14 protein-coding genes and 2 pseudogenes are annotated in these 17,906 nt (G+C 58.2%); 11 read left to right on the top strand and 5 right to left on the bottom strand.

What is annotated here, in order from left to right; genetic code table 11:
• Nucleotides 1–98: 98 nt before the first annotated feature.
• The gene (locus P0D71_RS01990; RefSeq protein ID WP_091807848.1) at nt 99–1,001 is read left to right on the top strand and encodes a LysR substrate-binding domain-containing protein; all 903 of its coding nucleotides are present in this window, start codon (nt 99–101) and stop codon (nt 999–1,001) included.
• Between the two features lie 150 nt (nt 1,002–1,151).
• On the opposite strand, the gene P0D71_RS01985 is transcribed toward P0D71_RS01990, so the two are convergent.
• Entirely contained in the window at nt 1,152–2,327 is a 1,176-nt protein-coding gene (locus tag P0D71_RS01985; RefSeq protein ID WP_408479081.1) for a GGDEF domain-containing protein, read from the bottom strand.
• Between the two features lie 601 nt (nt 2,328–2,928).
• Here P0D71_RS01985 and sapR point away from each other — a divergent pair.
• The 7 genes from sapR to P0D71_RS01950 all read left to right on the top strand — a co-directional run bounded on the left by sapR (nt 2,929) and on the right by P0D71_RS01950 (nt 9,848).
• Nucleotides 2,929–3,816, top strand: coding sequence for a sap1 transcriptional regulator SapR (sapR, locus tag P0D71_RS01980; protein WP_408479079.1), 888 nt, complete (start codon nt 2,929–2,931; stop codon nt 3,814–3,816).
• 34 nt (nt 3,817–3,850) lie between these two features.
• Complete coding sequence (gene ddpX, locus P0D71_RS01975) at nt 3,851–4,414, top strand: D-alanyl-D-alanine dipeptidase (RefSeq protein ID WP_408479077.1); 564 nt, start codon at nt 3,851–3,853, stop codon at nt 4,412–4,414.
• Nucleotides 4,415–4,476: 62 nt separating this feature from the next.
• Nucleotides 4,477–6,084, top strand: coding sequence for an ABC transporter substrate-binding protein (locus P0D71_RS01970; RefSeq protein WP_408479075.1), 1,608 nt, complete (start codon nt 4,477–4,479; stop codon nt 6,082–6,084).
• Nucleotides 6,085–6,139: 55 nt separating this feature from the next.
• The gene (locus P0D71_RS01965; RefSeq protein ID WP_408352867.1) at nt 6,140–7,210 is read left to right on the top strand and encodes an ABC transporter permease; all 1,071 of its coding nucleotides are present in this window, start codon (nt 6,140–6,142) and stop codon (nt 7,208–7,210) included.
• Between the two features lie 64 nt (nt 7,211–7,274).
• Nucleotides 7,275–8,189 carry a nickel transporter permease gene (gene nikC, locus P0D71_RS01960; RefSeq protein ID WP_408184113.1) on the top strand — a complete coding sequence of 305 codons (915 nt, stop codon included), beginning with the start codon at nt 7,275–7,277 and terminating at the stop codon, nt 8,187–8,189.
• A gap of 1 nt (nt 8,190) precedes the next feature.
• A complete protein-coding gene (locus tag P0D71_RS01955) occupies nt 8,191–9,069 on the top strand; it encodes an ABC transporter ATP-binding protein (RefSeq protein WP_408479073.1) in 879 nt (292 codons plus the stop codon).
• Complete coding sequence (locus P0D71_RS01950) at nt 9,066–9,848, top strand: ABC transporter ATP-binding protein (RefSeq protein ID WP_408479071.1); 783 nt, start codon at nt 9,066–9,068, stop codon at nt 9,846–9,848. Before P0D71_RS01955 ends, P0D71_RS01950 begins: the two co-directional genes overlap by 4 nt.
• Before the next feature lie 272 nt (nt 9,849–10,120).
• Here P0D71_RS01950 and P0D71_RS01945 read toward each other — a convergent pair whose 3' ends face one another.
• The 3 genes and pseudogenes from P0D71_RS01945 to P0D71_RS36165 form a co-directional block, all read right to left on the bottom strand.
• A complete protein-coding gene (locus P0D71_RS01945; RefSeq protein ID WP_408479069.1) occupies nt 10,121–11,218 on the bottom strand; it encodes an NAD(P)H-dependent flavin oxidoreductase in 1,098 nt (365 codons plus the stop codon).
• A gap of 183 nt (nt 11,219–11,401) precedes the next feature.
• Nucleotides 11,402–13,207: pseudogene (locus P0D71_RS01940) on the bottom strand (transketolase-like TK C-terminal-containing protein); the annotation flags it as partial.
• A gap of 42 nt (nt 13,208–13,249) precedes the next feature.
• A pseudogene (locus P0D71_RS36165) lies at nt 13,250–13,423 on the bottom strand (pyruvate dehydrogenase E1 component-related protein); the annotation flags it as partial.
• A 754-nt stretch (nt 13,424–14,177) separates the two neighbouring features.
• Between P0D71_RS36165 and P0D71_RS01935 the strand changes: the two are divergent.
• The gene (locus P0D71_RS01935; protein ID WP_091807826.1) at nt 14,178–14,633 is read left to right on the top strand and encodes a universal stress protein; all 456 of its coding nucleotides are present in this window, start codon (nt 14,178–14,180) and stop codon (nt 14,631–14,633) included.
• 83 nt (nt 14,634–14,716) lie between these two features.
• Here the strand turns inward: P0D71_RS01935 and P0D71_RS01930 are convergent, their stop codons facing one another.
• Complete coding sequence (locus tag P0D71_RS01930; protein ID WP_408479067.1) at nt 14,717–15,643, bottom strand: AEC family transporter; 927 nt, start codon at nt 15,641–15,643, stop codon at nt 14,717–14,719.
• A 472-nt stretch (nt 15,644–16,115) separates the two neighbouring features.
• Between P0D71_RS01930 and P0D71_RS01925 the strand changes: the two genes are divergently transcribed.
• Both P0D71_RS01925 and P0D71_RS01920 read left to right on the top strand, forming a co-directional pair.
• Nucleotides 16,116–17,222, top strand: coding sequence for a mandelate racemase/muconate lactonizing enzyme family protein (locus tag P0D71_RS01925; protein WP_408479065.1), 1,107 nt, complete (start codon nt 16,116–16,118; stop codon nt 17,220–17,222).
• Nucleotides 17,223–17,349: 127 nt separating this feature from the next.
• Nucleotides 17,350–17,772, top strand: a complete 423-nt coding sequence (locus P0D71_RS01920) for a VOC family protein (RefSeq protein ID WP_408479063.1) — start codon at nt 17,350–17,352, stop codon at nt 17,770–17,772.
• The last annotated feature ends 134 nt before the right edge of the window (nt 17,773–17,906 follow it).

The raw sequence follows: 17,906 nt of genomic DNA, 5'->3' as shown, positions 1-17,906 counted from the left end.
GCTCATCCATCCGGTCAAATACGATCAAAAACGGCTGCCATTCAATTTTGATATGGCAAGCTGAGGACCGAATCAACGAAATCAGGTGAGCCGGGCAGATGAACCAACGACAAATCGAAGCGTTCAGGCTAGTCATGTTGCGCGGTTCGATGACCGCTGCCGCCGAGGAGCTCGGCACGTCGCAGCCGAGCATCAGCCGGTTGATTGCGGAGCTGGAGACGTCGACGGGTCTGGCGCTCTTCACGCGCAACGGCGGCCGTATTCAGGCCACGGACGCGGGCAGCGCGTTCTATCGCGAAGTGGACCGGAGTTTCGTGGGCCTCGAAAAACTCGCGCATTCCGCGCGTGAGATACGCCAGTTCGGCAGCGGCCGGTTGCGGCTCGTCGCGGCGCCGGTGCTGGCATTGTCATTCGTGCCGATGGTGATCGAGCGTTTTCTTGCGGTGTATCCGCGCATCGCGATATCGCTGGAAATGCGCAGCGAAGGCACGATCCAGCGCTGGGCTTCGTCGGCGTATTGCGATATCGGCTTCGCCACGACGACGCCCGATGCGTTCGGTGTGACGAGCGCCGAGTTATACCGGTTGCCGGGTGTATGTGCGCTGCCGGCCGGGCACCCGCTGGCTGCGCGCAAGCGTATCCACGCGCGGGATCTACGCGGCGAAAAGCTGATCCTGCCTTCGTATGCCGACGACACGCGTTCGTCGCTGGATCGCGTGTTGCGTCAGGCGGAAGTCAATCAGGTGCCAACCATTGAAACACCGTACGGTGCGACGATTTGCGCGATGGTGTCGCGCGGTTTGGGAATCGGCATCGTGAATCCGCTTACAACGGTTGACGCCAATACCGCGAAGATCCAATTCCGGCCGTTTTCACCGGACATCGTGTTCCGTGGGTTCACGGTATGCCCCCAGCTTCAATCCACCAATCCGATCGTCGACAGTTTTCTGAAGATCGCCAACGAGACAATGAGGCTTCAGGCAAAACACTCGAAAGCGTAATGTGACGGACAGGTCTCGATATTCGATTGGCGAAGCCAATCCAAACCCGGTCACGCGTTTATAGCGGCGGCTAAGTGAAATCAATCCTTTTGAATCGCACTGCGTTTTGCCAGGCACGCCACGTTAATCCTTTGCCGGCATCGCTGATCGTCACGCAGCCTCGGGGCGCGAGGCAGGCCGCGCCGTGACGAGCCGATTGCCGCCGAGCGACTTCGCGTTGTATAACGCCGCGTCGGCCGCCGCCAGCAGGTCGGCAAGCGTGGGCGCTTCGGTTCCGAGCTGTGCGAGCCCAATGCTGACCGTTGCGTGTATCGCGACGCCGTCAATGCGGTGAGGGATCGCCTCGGCGAAACGTTTAGCGATGAATTCGCCCACTTCTTTGGCGCGAAGGCTGTCATGGTGGGGAAGTAGCGCAGCGAACTCTTCTCCGCCGATGCGCGCGAGAATCGCATCGGGCCTCACCCCGCTCCGAGCGATGTCGCTAAATGCCTTCAGCACCTCGTCGCCCGTCTTATGACCGTAGCGATCATTGATTGCCTTGAAGAGATCGAGATCGAATGCAAGGAGGGAGATCGGCTGGCATGACTCTGCGTCGCGGATCACCCGTTCGCCCTCTTCAAAAAACCATCTGCGATTGCCAAGACGGGTCAGGTAATCCGTTTGCGAGTCTCGCAGAAGCTCGCCATGAGTCTCCTCGCGGATCAGCCTCAGCAAGGTCATTGGCAGAACGACCGAGTACAGCACACCTTCGTACATCGTAATGTTGCTGGCGACCAGCACCACGTCCTGCCCGTACCGTGCCGCCAACCAAGGCAGGATGGACGCTCTGGCCGCATACAGGAGCGCATGAATGCCCGTCACCCATACCGCGATGCGCCGCGATTGCATCGCTTTCATGCTGTCGCATCGCAGCAGTTCGAAAGACGTCACGCCGCTTGCCAACGCGATCGGAATGGCACTCGCGTAGTACCACACCGAATCCTCCCAGCGCGCACCGGCCACGGCCCATGTGAGCGCCAGCAGGATGAGCATTGCAATAGAGCCGGTACGGTATTGCCGGCCGCTCAAGGCCGCGACGCCGTGCAGAAGCAATAGATAGCCAGTGACGATAACGAGGTTGCTCAAGGCGGAGCCCGTCGCACCGGGCAGCTTGTGACGAACCGTTGCCGCCGCACATCCGATGGCAAGCGTGGCGTACCCCGCTGCCAGTATTTTCAATTCCCCGCTGCGTCTGGGATGTGTTCGATGTTCCCAGAGCGTCATCACGGAACTCGCGAACAGCGTCCCGACGATGAGGAAATAAAGGGTGAGAAGATCGACGTGCATCGTTGAGGAGAGAATCCTGCGCCACCGTACCGGGGCGGCAATTCTACGCAAAAAAATCGATAGTTGGATGATAGTCGAGGTGGGGTCCCGGATACACTCGGAGGCCGCTAGCCTTTAAGCGTGTCTGCGTTACCGTCGCACTCAACTTATGTCGAAGGAGGAAGTGAACGGTCCGCTCGCGGCAACAGATAGAGTCTCTGGCAAGACCGCTGTCGTTCTAGACAATGCACGCCGACGTTTCCATTCTGACGCGCGGGTGAGGCCCGGAAGTCTGGATTTGAAACCGAGGAATGAACTGAGCCGCCTCTAATCTGGCAGGGACCAAGACGCACCTGCAACCCGACGAGGGAGAAAAACGCAATATGGAGACGCAGTGTGATCTAACGGCAAATGTGGACGGAACTTTAGAGCCATCAACTGAAAGCATTAAATGAAGCTTGCGGAGCAGTGTGAACGGAAGCGTGACCGGACGCCAGGTCAAAAACTATCAGACAACCACATCCAATTGATTTTTTAAGCTGGCGCTGAGTTTATTGGCTTTGTTAGATACATGTCACTGATCAAATAAATGACAAGCAACTAACCAAACCCATGCGCTGACATGCCGACCGCTTTCGCACAAACCGTCGAAGCCCACTTTGCCGACCTCACCCCCACGTCCAAGCGCATTGCCAGCTATATGCTGGCGAATCTCGAACGACTCGGACTGGAAACGGCTGATCAGATTGCGCAGCAGACGGCCACAACCGGTATTTCCGTGGGCCGGTTTCTGCGCAGCGTCGGCTATCGCAATCTCGACGACCTCAAGCGCGAGCTGCGCGGCGCACAAGCGCGCCCGTGGATGATTACCGACCGGCTCGACGAATACCGGCGTGTGTCCGGACAGTTCGGCAACGCGGCGCATAACGGCGAGAGCGGAGAAAACGGGGCCCTGACCCACTCATTAGAACTCGAAATCGACGCGATCCAGCATGTGTACCAGTTGGCGCAATCGCCCATGTTCGCCCGTATCGCGGAGCGCATTTCCAATGCGGACGCCGTGTATATCCTCGGCATCCAGTCGACGCGCGGCATCAGCAACGCGTTCTACAGCTACCTCGAATATATCCGTGCGCGTGTGTTCTACTCCGACGGCATGTCGGGCTCATACGTCGATTCGCTGAATTCGGAGTTTGCCTCACCGTACCTCGTCATTACCGATACGCGCGCCTACTCGATGATCGCGCGCCGCTATTGTGAAGCCGCGACACGTCGTGGCGTGCCGTTCGCGCTGGTCACCGACATCTATTGTCCCTGGGCTCGCGAATTCGCCTGCGACCTGTTGCAGGTCAAAACCGATGTCGGCCAGTTCTGGGACTCTCTGGCGCCGCTCACCTGCCTGTTCAACCTGCTGATTAGCGCGATCGTCGCGCAACTGGGGTCCGCCATCGACGAACGCGTCGCACGCAATCGCGAGTTGCAAGGCGAATTCAACCAGTTCGATCTCTGAACCCTCTCACAACCGGCATCTCACCGCGCCCTCCATGACAAAACCGCGACTCATCGAAATCACCGCCGCCACGCATGGCGTGGACATCGACCTCGTCTATGCCACCGAGCGCAACCTGACCGGCAAGCCGATCTACAAGGAAGCTCACTGCCTGCTGCTCGAACCCGCAGAAGCCGGCTTGCGCAAGGCCGTTGAAATTGCCCACGACGCCGGCCTGACCGTGCGGATTTTCGACGCGTACCGTCCGCCGCAGGCGCAACAGGTGCTGTGGGATTTCCTCCCCGATCCCACCTACATCGCCGAGCTTGGCCGTGGGTCGAACCATAGCCGCGGTACGGCGATCGACCTGACGCTGCTCGATGCCGGCGGCAATGAACTCGACATGGGCACGGGCTTCGACGCCATGACGATCGAGTCCGAACACTTCCATACCGGCCTGCCCGCGCACGTGCAGCGCAACCGCCTCTTATTGCTCGGCATCATGCACGCCGCCGGCTTCGCCCACATCAAGAGCGAATGGTGGCATTACGAGCTGCCTGGCTCCCGTGCGCTGCCGGTAATCGACAACAGCGAAAGCGGTCCGCTGCGTCTCATGTAGTGCCCTCGATTTCTCCATCCGTTGTTCCCTGACAGGCTCTACCCCATTCCTATGGAGCGGCAATGAAACTGGTATTGCGCAATGCTTTGACGGCGGCAGCGATCGCCTCCGCCTTGACCTTGTCGTTCGCAGCGGTCAGCCCCGCTACAGCGGCGACGCCGAAAGACATGTTCGTCATGGCGACGTTCCTCGACGAATTCACCACGCTCGATCCAGGCGAAATCTACGAGCTGGTGCCGGAAGAATATGTGGCGAATACGTATGACCGGCTGGTGCGGGTCGATCTGAAAGACCCGTCGAAGTTCAACGGCGATGTCGCGCAATCATGGACCGTGAGCCCCGACGGCCTGACCTTCACGTTCAAGATCCGTTCAGGTCTCAAGTTCCACTCGGGCAATCCGCTGAGTGCCGACGACGTGGCGTGGTCGATTCAGCGCACCGTGCTGCTCGACAAAGGCGCGGCGGCCGTGCTGCAAGGCATCGGCCTGACGAAGGACAATGTGCTCAACAACGTGAAGAAGGTTGACGATACAACCGTCAGTGTGACGACGGACCAGAAATACGCGCCGACGTTCGTGCTGAACGTACTCGGTGCGTGGCCCGCATCGGTGGTGGACAAGCAGTTGCTGCTCACGCACCAGAAAGGCAATGACCTCGGCAACGACTGGCTGCGCACGAACGAGGCCGGCTCCGGCGCCTACAAGCTCGTCAAATGGACCGCGAACGACAGCATCGTCCTGCAGCGCTTCGACGGCTATCGCGTTCCGCTCGCAATGAAACGTATCGTGTTGCGTCACGTGCCGGAGGCATCGAGCCAGCGCCTGCTGATCGAAAACGGCGACGTCGATGTGGCACGCAACCTGAGTCCGGACGATCTCGTCGCCCTGACAAAGTCCGGCAAGGCGCATGTGAGCGCGGTGCCGCAAGCCACGTTGCTGTACCTCGGCCTGAACGTCAAGAATCCGAACCTGGCCAAACCTGAAGTCCAGGAAGCGATGAAGTGGCTGATTGACTACAACGGCATTCAGAGCAACGTCGCGAAAACCACCTACAAGGTGCACGAAACGTTCCTCCCGGAAGGCTTTCTCGGCGCGCTGAACACGAACCCGTACCAGCAGAACGTCGCGAAGGCCAAGGCGCTGCTGGCAAAGGCCGGCCTCTCGAATGGCTTTTCCGTGACGATGGACGTGCGTAACGGCTACCCGTACAGCGAAATCGCCGAAGCCGTTCAGGCCAATCTCGCCCAGGGCGGCATCAAGGTTCAGATCATCCCCGGCGATAACAAGCAGACACTTGCCAAGTACCGCTCGCGCTCGCACGACATCTACATTGGTGAATGGTCGGCGGACTACATCGACCCGCACAGCAATGCCCAGGGCTTTACCTGGAATCCCGACAATTCCGACAAGTCGGCCTATAAGATGCTCGCATGGCGCAACTCGTGGGACATTCCAGGCCTGACGAAGGAAACCAAAGCGGCGCTCGCCGAATCGTCGACAGCAAAGCGCGCCGAGTTGTACCAGACCATGCAGAAGCAGGTGCTCGCGAATTCACCCTTCGTGATCATGTTCCAGCAGGTCTCGCAGGTCGCGGCGCGACCGGGTGTGACGGGACTCGAGGTGGGTCCGATCAACGACCTCGTGTCGTATCGTGATCTGAAGAAGCAGTAACGTTGGCGGCGAAGGCGATCCTGTCCAGGCTCCGCCTTCGACCCAGGAACTCATCATGTCGACTCCCCTCACGACTTTCGAGCGCATGCGCGCGCTTTCGGCTGAAAGCGCCAGCGTGCGCTGGACCTTGCGCCTCGTGCGCTGGCTCATCACGCTCGTGATCACCTTCACCGGGTTGCTGGCGGTCACGTTCGTGATCGGCCGCAAAATACCGATCGATCCGGTGCTGGCGATTCTCGGCGATCGCGCGTCGGCAACGGCCTACGCGGCGGCGCGTCTGCAACTCGGGCTCGACAAGCCGCTCGCCGTGCAGTTCCTGATCTATGTGCGCGATGTGCTGCATGGCAACTTCGGCATGTCGCTGCTAACCGCGCACCCTGTTATCGAGGACATCCAGCGTGTGTTTCCCGCAACGCTCGAACTCGCGACGCTGTCCACCATCATCGGCGTGCTGATCGGCGTGCCGCTGGGCGTGATCGCCGCCGTGCGCCACAACCGCTGGATCGATCACGTGGCGCGCTTCGTCGGCCTCGTCGGCAGTTCGGTTCCGGTGTTCTGGCTCGGGCTGATGGGCTTGCTGCTGTTCTATGCGAAGTTGCACTGGGTAGCGGGTCCCGGCCGCGTCGATCCAGTGTTCGACGGGATGGTCGACACGCACACGGGCAGCCTGCTCATCGATTCGCTCATGGCGGGCGAATGGGACGTGTTTTTCAATGCGTTCTCGCATATCGCGCTGCCTGCTGCCATTCTCGGCTACTACTCGGTCGCCTATCTGAGCCGCATGACGCGTTCGTTCATGCTCGAACAACTCAGCCAGGAGTACATCACCACGGCACGCGCGAAAGGCTTGCCCGAGCGCCGGGTGATCTGGCGCCACGCGTTCGGCAATATCGCCGTGCCGCTGCTGACCGTGATTGCCCTCACATACAGCTATCTGCTCGAAGGCTCGGTGCTCACCGAAATCGTCTTCGCGTGGCCGGGAATCGGATCGTATCTGACCGGCGCCCTGCTGAACGCCGATATGAACGCGGTGCTCGGCAGCACGCTCGTAATCGGCGTCACGTTCATCGCGCTCAACCTGCTGACCGACGCGCTTTATCGCGTGTTCGATCCGCGCGCCCGCTGACGTTCCGGAGGTCTCTTTCGTGCTTCCCCCAACCGATCAATCTACGCAACCGCAGGACTGGCCGATGAATGCCGCGCCCCGACGATGGAAAGACTGGCTGCTGAGCGACACACCCGCGTCGCGCAAGCAGGCCGCGCTCGGCCTCGCTTACCGGCGCTGGCGGCGCTTCGCGGGCAATCCCCTGTCGGTCTTCGGGCTGGTGATTCTGGCCTTGCTGATCGTCATCGCGGCAATCGGGCCGCTGATCGCGCCGCACGATCCGTTGCAACAAGTGCTCTCCGACCGCCTGCTGCCGCCCGGTTCGCCATCGCACTGGTTCGGCACCGACCAGCTTGGCCGGGACATCCTTTCACGGCTGATCTACGGCTCACGCCTCACGCTTTCGATTGCGATTCTCGTCGTGGTGATCGTGGTTCCGGTGGGTCTGCTGATTGGCACCACGGCGGGCTTCTTTGGCGGCTGGGTGGACAACGTGCTGATGCGGATCACCGACGTAGCGCTCGCGTTTCCGAAGATCGTGCTCGCGCTCGCTTTCGCGGCCGCGCTGGGACCCGGTGTGATCAACGCGGTGATCGCCATTTCGATTACGGCCTGGCCGGCCTATGCACGCCTCGCGCGAGCGGAAACGCTCCGGCTCGTGCAGGCCGATTTCATTCACGTCGCGCGCTTGCAGGGGGCCTCGCGGATGCGCATCCTCCTGCGCTATATCATGCCGCTCTGCTCGTCGTCGGTGATCGTGCGCGCGACGCTCGATATGGCCGGCATCATTCTCACTGTCGCGGGTCTTGGCTTCCTTGGCCTCGGCGCGCAACCGCCGAGCCCTGAATGGGGTTTCATGGTCGCGTCGGGCCGCAACGTGCTGCTCGATTCGTGGTGGGTGGCTACCATTCCAGGCTTTGCCATTCTGCTGGTGAGCCTCGCCTTCAACCTGCTCGGCGACGGTCTGCGAGACGTCTTCGATCCGCGCCATGGAGGCTGACATGCCAGCCGCGACGACCCAACCGCTGTGTGAAATCGACGACCTGCGAATCGGCTTTCGTGGGCACGACGGCGAACTGACCGAGGCCGTGCGAGGCCTTTCGCTCACGCTGCAGCGCGGCGAGCGCCTTGGCATCGTCGGCGAATCCGGTTCGGGCAAATCGCTCACCGGGCGGGCGCTGCTCGGCCTGCTGCCGACCGCGGCGCAATGCCATGCGAAGGCGATGAAGTTCGACGGTCAGGATCTGCTGAGCATGTCGGTGCGCAAGCGCCGCCAACTGTGCGGCCAGCAGATGGGCATGATCCTGCAAGATCCGAAATTCTCGCTGAACCCGGTGATGACGGTCGCGCAACAGATGCGCGAAGCGTTCGAACTGCACGGTCCGACGTTCAGCCGGCGCGAGATGCGCGAGAAGATCATCGAGGCGCTGGCCGCGGTGCATATCCGCCATCCGGAGCGTGTCGCCGACTCTTACCCGCACGAGTTGTCGGGTGGCATGGGGCAGCGTGTAATGATCGCCATGATGGTGTCGTCCGGACCGCGTCTGCTCATTGCCGACGAGCCGACCAGCGCGCTCGACGTGCTCGTCTCGATGCAGGTGCTCGGGATTCTCGACGAGATGATCGATAAGCACGACACGGGCCTCATATTTATCAGCCACGACCTGCCCCTCGTCATGTCGTTCTGCGACCGCGTCGTCGTGATGTTTGCGGGACGTGTGGTGGAAACCTGCGCGGCGCGCGATCTCATTCACGCCCAGCATCCCTATACGCGCGCCCTGCTCGCGGCGAATCCACCGCTCGTCAATCCGCCCGATGAACTGCCCGTGCTGAAGCGGGACGCGGCATGGCTCACGCAACCGGCAGGAGAATCAGCATGATCGATGTCAACGCCCTGACGGTCCGCTTCAGGACCAAAACCGGCGATTTCGACGCAGTTCGCGAGGCGAGCTTTCATGTCGGCGAAGGTGAGGTGTTCGGGCTGGTCGGCGAATCGGGTTCCGGCAAGTCGACGATCCTGCGCGCGCTGACCGGCCTCGCGCCCGTCGCCGGCGGTCATATGAAGATCGGCACGCACGTGCTCGGCGAGAAAATCGACCGTTCCTTTCGACGCGACGTACAGATGGTCTTTCAGGATCCGTACGGCTCACTGCATCCGCGTTTCACGGTCGATCAGACCTTGCGCGAGCCGCTGACCATCAACGGCATCGACCGGCAGGAACAGCGCATTGTCGATGCGCTGCGCGAAGTCGGTTTGGGTCCGGCGTATCGTTTCCGCTATCCGCATCAATTGTCGGGAGGGCAGCGGCAGCGCGTCGCGATTGCGCGGGCGCTGATTGTCGAACCGCGCGTGCTGCTGCTCGATGAACCGACATCCGCGCTCGACGTTTCCGTGCAAGCCGAAATCCTCAACCTGCTGCGACGGCTTCATCGCGAACGCAATCTGACCATGATTCTCGTGAGCCACAACCTCGCGGTGGTCGGCTTTCTCTGCTCGCGCGTCGCGGTCATGCGTAATGGCGAGATCGTCGAGCAGCGCGACATCGCCGCCATTCGCGCGCAGCAGGTCGAGCATGAGTACACGCGCAGCCTGCTGCTCGCGACGACGGGCTACCGGCGCGGGTCGGTTCGGGCTGCTCGGGCGGACACGCTGTTGTAAAAGTCAGCAGCGACAAGGAAGGGATCATCTCAGGTTTTTTGTGCGCTTGCATATCAAGGTTGCTTTCGTGCGACGCACCGTGTGCGTGCAATGGCTCGTCTAACGGCCTGGCGATTCGGCTCCTAGCCTCATCCGCTACGGCGGTCTTGTAGGCGAGCGCATGAGGCGGAACCATTACACGCGTCCCACTCAACCTGTGCAAGGCCCCATGACTCATGGCACCAGGTCCCTATGCCCGCCAGGATCAGCCCTCTTCTGACCACCGAGAAACGTCACGCTGCAACCGAACCGCGCAAGATTCTTCCGAGAAGACGCGGGGTATCGCGAATCAGATCGGCCATCAATTCGCTCGCCTTTTTGTGACGGATGAGTGATGCCGTCTGGCCTGCCGAGAATGACAGGTACTCATACCGCTTCTGCTCTAAAGTAGCTGCCTGAAGCTGTTTGATAAACCACGCTTCCACTGGATACGGCGGGATATTCAATCCGCTAACATGGATCTCGTCGATGAAATCACTCTGAATGTTTCTCGCGAGCCGCCCCGTAATTGCCCTCGACAGTTTTGTATTTTTCGCATGCGCAGAAAATAACGCTGCGCGATGCAGGTCACTCGCGTTCGACTCGTTACAAGCCAGGAATGCAGTTCCGATCTGGACACCTTGGGCACCGAGCGCGAACGCTGCTGCGATACCTCGAGCGTCTGCAATTCCGCCGGCGGCGACAACTGGTAGCTTTACATTGTCCACAACCTGCGGGATCAGAGACATGGCTCCCGAAAGCGAGTCTTCTGCAGACGTGCTGAACGAGCCACGATGACCGCCGGCCTCAAACGATGAAGCGATAATGCAGTCAACGTTAGCCGACTCAAGTGCCATCGCCTCCTCGATCGTGGTCGCAGTACCCATCATGGTGATCCCCCGCAAACGACATTGCTCCACCACCCATTCAGGCGGAACACCATACACGAAGCTGACCACCGGAGGGCACGCATCGAGCATTGCTTCCATTTGCTGGTCAGAATCGGGAATAAGCCTCTCCGCAAGCGCGGGCACTTCAAGTCCAAGATATTCGAAGTGCGGCGCAAGGATGTCGCGGACCTTTACGGCCATTACATCATCGAGTTCCGGAATGCTTCCGGGCGTTGAAACCCAGAGGTTGACTGAGAAAGGACGTTCAGTCACTTTCCGGATATGTCCGACGATTGTGCCAATCTCGTCGGCTTCTACGCTTTGCAAGCCGAAAGAACCAAGGCCGCCGGCGTTCGAAACCGCCGCCACGAGATCAACGGATGATCCGCCACCACCAAATGGCCCTTGAATAATTGGATATTCAATGTTCAAACGCTGCGAGATAGCTGTTGCGTTCCACATCCACGCTTCCCCCCATAGAAGAGTACGCACTCAGGCGCACAACAAAATCATGACCCGCAGAGATCGGATCTAACTCTTAAGGCGCGCCCCCTTGGGGCAATCGAGGTTCATCAATCGCCCATGGAAACACCGTCGCCAGCCTTGACCTCTATTGCGCGAACGCCAGGCGCTCTGTGCGCACGTTTAGACGGTCATCGGATTGGGCTTGCACGGATCGAGCCGGTACTTCCTCAGAGCGTCCGCCGCGACCTTGCTTTCAATCGCTCTCTCATCGGCAAGCGCCTTCAAGGCCGCAACAGCGATCCAATACCGATCCAATTCGAAAAAATGGCGAAGTTTCTCTCGTGTATCGGAACGGCCGAAACCGTCAGCGCCAAGAACGACGAAGCGTTGTGGGATAAACGCCCGAATTTGCTCGGTCAGTGCCCGAATGTAGTCGGTAGACGCAATAACAGGCCCTTTGGAGTTCTTCAGCAACTTCTCGACGTGCGAAACCTTCTGCTCTTCGATCGGATGCAACAGATTCCAACGCTGCACTTCACGCCCTTCACGCGCCAGCTCTGTAATGCCTGGTGCGCTCCACAGGTCAGCGACGACGCCCCAATCATTCTTCAACAGATCCGCTGCCGCGATCACTTCATTGAAAATCGTGCCTGCACCTATCAGTTGTACGCGCGGCGCGCTCTCGTCGGCTTCCGCCTTCCTGAACGAGTACATCCCCTTGATGATGTCGGCTACGACGCTGTCAGCGGATGGAATGGCCGGATGCTCATAATTTTCGTTCATCACGGTGACGTAATAGAACACGTCTTCCTGCTCCGTTATCATTCGTCGCAAACCATCTTGCATGATGACCGCGAGCTCGTAGCCAAATGTCGGGTCATAGCTGACACAATTGGGTACGCCCGACGCCCACAAAAGGGAATGGCCATCTTCGTGCTGCAGGCCTTCGCCGTTAAGCGTCGTGCGACCTGCCGTGCCGCCAAGCAGGAAGCCGCGTGAGCGCATGTCACCGGCCGCCCATGCCAGATCGCCAATGCGTTGAAACCCAAACATCGAGTAGAAGATGTAGAACGGGATCATTATCTCGCCGTGTGTCGAATACGACGTAGCAGCCGCGATCCAGTCTGACATCCCTCCAGCTTCGTTTATTCCTTCCTGCAGAATCTGACCTGTTTCAGATTCACGATAGAACATCAACTGACCAGAGTCTTCAGGCTCATACTTCTGACCGTCCTGATTCCAGATACCAATCTGGCGGAACAAACCTTCCATGCCGAAAGTACGTGACTCGTCTGGCACGATTGGCACCACGCGCTTACCCAGTGCCTTATCTTTCAGAACGATGTTGAGGAAACGCACGAACGCCATTGTGGTGGACATTCCGCGTCCCTCGCCGCTTCCCTTTAAGAGGGCCTCGAAGGTACTCAATGCCGGAGTGGGTAAAGATTCAGCCTTTCTTCGACGCGATGGGAGATAGCCACCCAGGTCGTGACGACGAGCATGCATATACTTGTACTCCTTCGAGTGCTCGTCGAATGTAAGGATGTGCTTCATGAACCTCGCTTGGTAGATCGACATGATGGGCCCAAGGCCCATCGACACAGTCGGGAATTGCCAGAAATCTGGCATGAGCCATGGATGCGGATACGATGGCATCCCTTGACCGCCCACTTCCTGCCGGAAATTCTCGAGTTGCGACTCCGTCAGACGGCCCTCAAGAAAGGCGCGCGAATACATCCCAGGCGACGAGTGACCCTGAAAGAAAAGCAGGTCGCCCCCGTGATCATCCGAAGCGGCATGCCAGAAATGATTAAAACCAACGTCATACAAGGTCGCTGCAGATGCGAACGAGGCAATGTGACCGCCCACGTTAGTCTCTTTTCCCGCTCGAAGCACCATCGCTATAGCATTCCAGCGAGTGTATGAGCGAATCGTATGCTCGATGGCCTGGTCGCCCGGAATCTTCTTTTGCATCCCTGTCGGGATGGTGTTGATATAAGGCGTACTGGCGGAAAACGGTAGATATTCACCATTCGCCCGAGCGAATTCGATCTGCTGCTGGATGAGAAAATGTGCGCGATCCATGCCAACGTGTTCGATGACACCGTCAAGAGCACCTAGCCATTCGGCAGTCTCTTGCGGATCATCATCATTCTGCGGGTCACGAACGTACGTCAACACATCATTCACGACTGCGGACATGCTCCCCCCTACACTAAGGAACGCTTTGTAACGGACAATGAAGGTTGATATTCGTGATTGGATAAGCGTTGCTTCTTTAGGTCTCCAGCTATTGAAAACCGCCCACACCATCAACCTGATGACGAGCATGGAAATGGGTTGGGCCCAGCCGGGGAAGCGGCGGAGTTGGCATTCGCCAAGTTATTCTCTTTCGCCTGTTATTACTGAATCGCTGTCTCGATGAGAGCAGCATAGGTTTGGCCGCAAGGCATATCCACTCTTCTAACGGATACGTCGCTGCAGCAATAGCGTTAGCTGCTCATACGGTCGTATAGCAGCGGTGGCCTGCCCCAAGAATTTCGGAAACTCTTCGGTTTGCGCCCGCCGGTTTGTACGAGGCAGGACGTCAATTCGCCTCGACATCCGCAAGGCAGACCATCGAATCAATCGGATATACAAGCGCATGATTTCGGCACGCCCTTTTGAAGGCAACGCCACCCGTTCGCACAGTGGTTTTCAGCGGCTGAACGGTCTACCTTGATTTCACGGCGAGCGTGATCATTTCGAGCGAGACGACCTAGAAGGCGTGCGGTGAATGCAAGGGAAACGGCAGATTCGAGCGCTTGTCCCGAAGGCATGCCGCGACGGGCTCCGCGTCGTACGAGAGTTCCACCAATGGCTGAACTAATTTGAGCGCCCCGCCAACGCCCGACACGCTTTCTGGCAACGATAGCAGCCGCCATGTCAATCCAAAGTTCAAGGGGTATCCCCAATCATGTTCAATATTCTCATCGTTCCGCTGGACGGCTCGCCCCAGAGTACCCACGTCATCGACCTGGTCAGCCGCGTCGCGGCGCCAGGTACGGCAACCGTACATCTTCTATGCGTAGTCGATCCATCCTACGCGTTGCCTCCCGGGTTCGAAAACGGTGTCGCGCCTGACGGCCTGATCTATCCGCCCGCACATGCGCAGACAGCATTCGCACAATCCGTCCTGGCTGCCGCAGCGCAACAGCTTGCCGACCGGGATCTAACGGTGGAGCAACACCTTTGCGCGGGATATCCCGCCGACGTTATCGTCGAACAAGCTCAGTTGCGGACCGCGGAGGTCATCGTGATGGGCCATCACCATTTGTCGCGCATACGCCGATGGGCCCACCCGTCGGCCTCCGGAGAAGTCATCGAACGGTCGCGCTGCGCGGTACTAATCGAAACGCGGGACGAAAGCTAATCCGATGAGCCGAGTTGGTGGTATCTGGGCGAGCTCGCATCAGAGCGATAAGCTCAAGAACACGGCCGGATTGCGAAATATCTTCACGACGAAGTCAACGCGATAGAGATCGCGAATGTGACGACCGACGACACCGTGCCCGCGAGGATGGACGTCGCGGCCTCGCTTCGATAAACACCCGCTTCGTTTGCAAACATCGCGGAAATGGTAGCCGAGGGCAACGCACATAGCAGAATCATTTGCTGAGCGAATTCGCCTTTGACTGAAAATAAAATGGTTGCTCCATACATCAACAGCGGCTGCGCTATAAGCTTGAGACCAAGATTGGCGATGACCTCCCGCGACATGGTGAGATTCACAGCTGACATGATGACTCCGAGGCATAGCAACGACACGCCTGGCGTTGCCTTTCCTAGCAGATCCAGAGCCGATGACAGAATAGCCGGAACCTTTATCCCCAACAGCGACAGCGCTATGCCAAGGGCAGGAGCCCACACGAGCGGCTTGGTAAGCATTTGTCTCAGGCTGCTCATGAAAGCAGCACCACCACTTACCCTTCCTTGCGTCAGAGTCAAAAGCATCGCGGTCAACGGGAGCATCAACAGCGCTGCGATGATATTCAGTACCAGGACGGAATAGATGCTTCCGGGGCCGAACATGCTCAGGAGGATCGGGATTCCCATAAAGGCCGCGTCGGGGTAGGCACAAACAAGCGCCTTGATCGTTGCTGAGTCGAGTTTGCGAAGTTGCAACCAACCCAGTGCGAGAACGAGTAGGTACATGCCCATGATCCCTACAAACGTCGCTGCAACGAAATGGTAGTCAAGGATCTGTGCCCTAGGAGTGGTCGCCATTCCGATGAGGAGAAGCGAAGGAAATATCCACGTAAGAATAAGTCTGCTTATCAGAAGACTATCGGCATGACTGAGCCTCCGACGCTTTCCCGCGATGTAGCCCAAGGCGATAATCAACGCGACTGGAAGAAGCGGCCCAACGATTCGCTCGAACATGGATTCGCTTTACTGTAGTGGGCACATTCATCACCTGATCGACGATTTCATGTGCAGATTGATGATTGAGTAGCGGCGCAACATTGATCCTCCGCCTTACATATCATTTTTCAGTCTAGCATGCCGATCGAAAAACCTACTTTTTCATAACGGAAAATATCCACTCTATATTTTTCTGCTCCCGCGAAGCAAAACTGAATTTCGTCGAATAGATAATTAAATCCAGCCTATAGCCTATGGATCAGTCAAATTAGGATTTTCGTTCGTCAGGAAAGATTGCCTTTCCAACGTGAAAAATATATTCGATCCAACAATTGTCTAGAATTCAAACAGGTGTAGGAGCCTAAAGATCTCTTCATATCGGCATCTCCCCGCACCACGAGGTGGTCGAGGCCTCGAGCAATGCCTTGCCATTGCGAATTCCATCAGACAGAAAATCTTGTGACCGCGGTGAACATCTGGGTGACTTGAAATGAAAATAGAAATGATTGAGACGTTTCCCCTACGTATTCCGTATACGGTTGACGGGAAGTCCGAGCCTGCGGCATGGGGAAGCGGAAATCTCAACGCCACTGACTCTCTTGTCGTGAAGGTAACGACGGACGACGGCATTATTGGCTGGGGAGAAACCTTTGGGTTTACCGCTATCCCTTCAGTGCGAGTGGCTGTCGACAAGATCGTCGGCCCCGAATATATCGGTCGTGACGCGTCCCAGCGTGAACTGGCGATGCTTGAGATTCAGAAAAAACTTCATGTATTCGGCCGTAGCGGCGCGTTGATGTACGCGATGTCGGCAATTGATATAGCACTCTGGGATATTGCAGGAAAGTCGATCGGGCAACCGGTCTATAAGCTGCTGGGTGGCAGTGCTCAGACACACTTGCCATGCTACGCAAGTTTGATTCGATACTCGGACCCCGAACTTGTCGCATACAACGTAAAGCGTTCAATCGATGCTGGCTACGAACGCCTGAAGCTGCACGAGATTACGATTGAAGCCGTGGCAGCAGCCAGAGAGGCGGCAGGTCAAGACGTGGAGATAATGCTGGACGTGAACTGTCCCTGGTCGGTACGGGAAGCAATAGACATGGCGGAGAAGTTTCGCCCCTTCAATCTGCGTTGGTTCGAAGAGCCGGTGTGGCCGCCAGAAAATTATTCGGGTCTCGCTATCGTGCGAAAGCAAGGGCGTATCCCTGTGGCCGCTGGGGAGAATGCCTCCACGTTGATGGATTTCCAGCATCTCCTCGAGGCTGATTCGGTTGACTTTATCCAGCCTAGTCCGGCGAAGATGGGCGGAATCACAGAACTGCAAAAGGTGTTTCCGCTGGCGGCAGCCCATAACGCGACCGTGATGGTACATACCTTCTACGATGGTCCCGGCCTGCTCGCGAGCGTTCATGCGAGTGCGGCGCTGGGTGGTGGAAAGTCGCTCATTGAGTGGCGTTCTTTTGACCTGATGGCGCAACTCTACGGCGACGCCATTATCCCGAAGGCAGGACACATTGCCGTGCCTCAGGGACCCGGACTTGGGCTGGAGCCGGATATGGACGTCATCCGCGACTATTCGATCGACCTGTGAGGTTCAAAGCTACCAGTACGAGTCCGCGCCTCAACTACATCAATCTCGATCTGAGCGCAGCCCCTGCGCGCAATCGATGCACGTTGCCTTTCTGCGGTAACATCGTCACCACGACCCGGAGGCTCGAATGACGGCGAAACCACTTACGCTTGGGATCGATCACATCGGCTTGACCGTTCGCGATCTGAATCTCACTCGCGATTTTTTCATCAACTGTCTGGGATGGACGCAAATCGGCGAGAGACCGAGCTATCCAGCTGCATTCGTGTCTGACGGGCAGGTGATGCTGACGCTGTGGGAAGTGCAGAATCAATCGGGTCGGGTAGAGTTCGACCGCAAAACAAACGTGGGTCTGCACCACTTGGCATTGCGCGTCGGAAGCGAAACAGCGCTCGAGGACGTATTCTCGAAGGTGTCTAAATGGCCCGGCGTCGAAGTTCAATTTGCACCCGAACTCATGGGAGCCGGCCCAAAGCGGCACGCAATGATTTTTGAACCCGGCGGGATTCGAATTGAGTTTGACTTCGATCCTCGAACCCCTGCCGCTTGAGCACACGCTATTAGCCCGATCTCGCTGGACGATCCTCTTGCCGACCCGGCATGCAGCGCGGACGTTCAGTGAAACCCGGCGATCCAAAAGCATGATTCATCGCAAGCCTCTGGCTTCGAGGTTCCTGCTTGAAA

It is taken from the genome of Paraburkholderia sp. RL17-383-BIF-A, from assembly GCF_046028015.1.
GTDB lineage: Bacteria > Pseudomonadota > Gammaproteobacteria > Burkholderiales > Burkholderiaceae > Paraburkholderia.
This window is presented reverse-complemented; position numbering and strand designations above follow the sequence as displayed.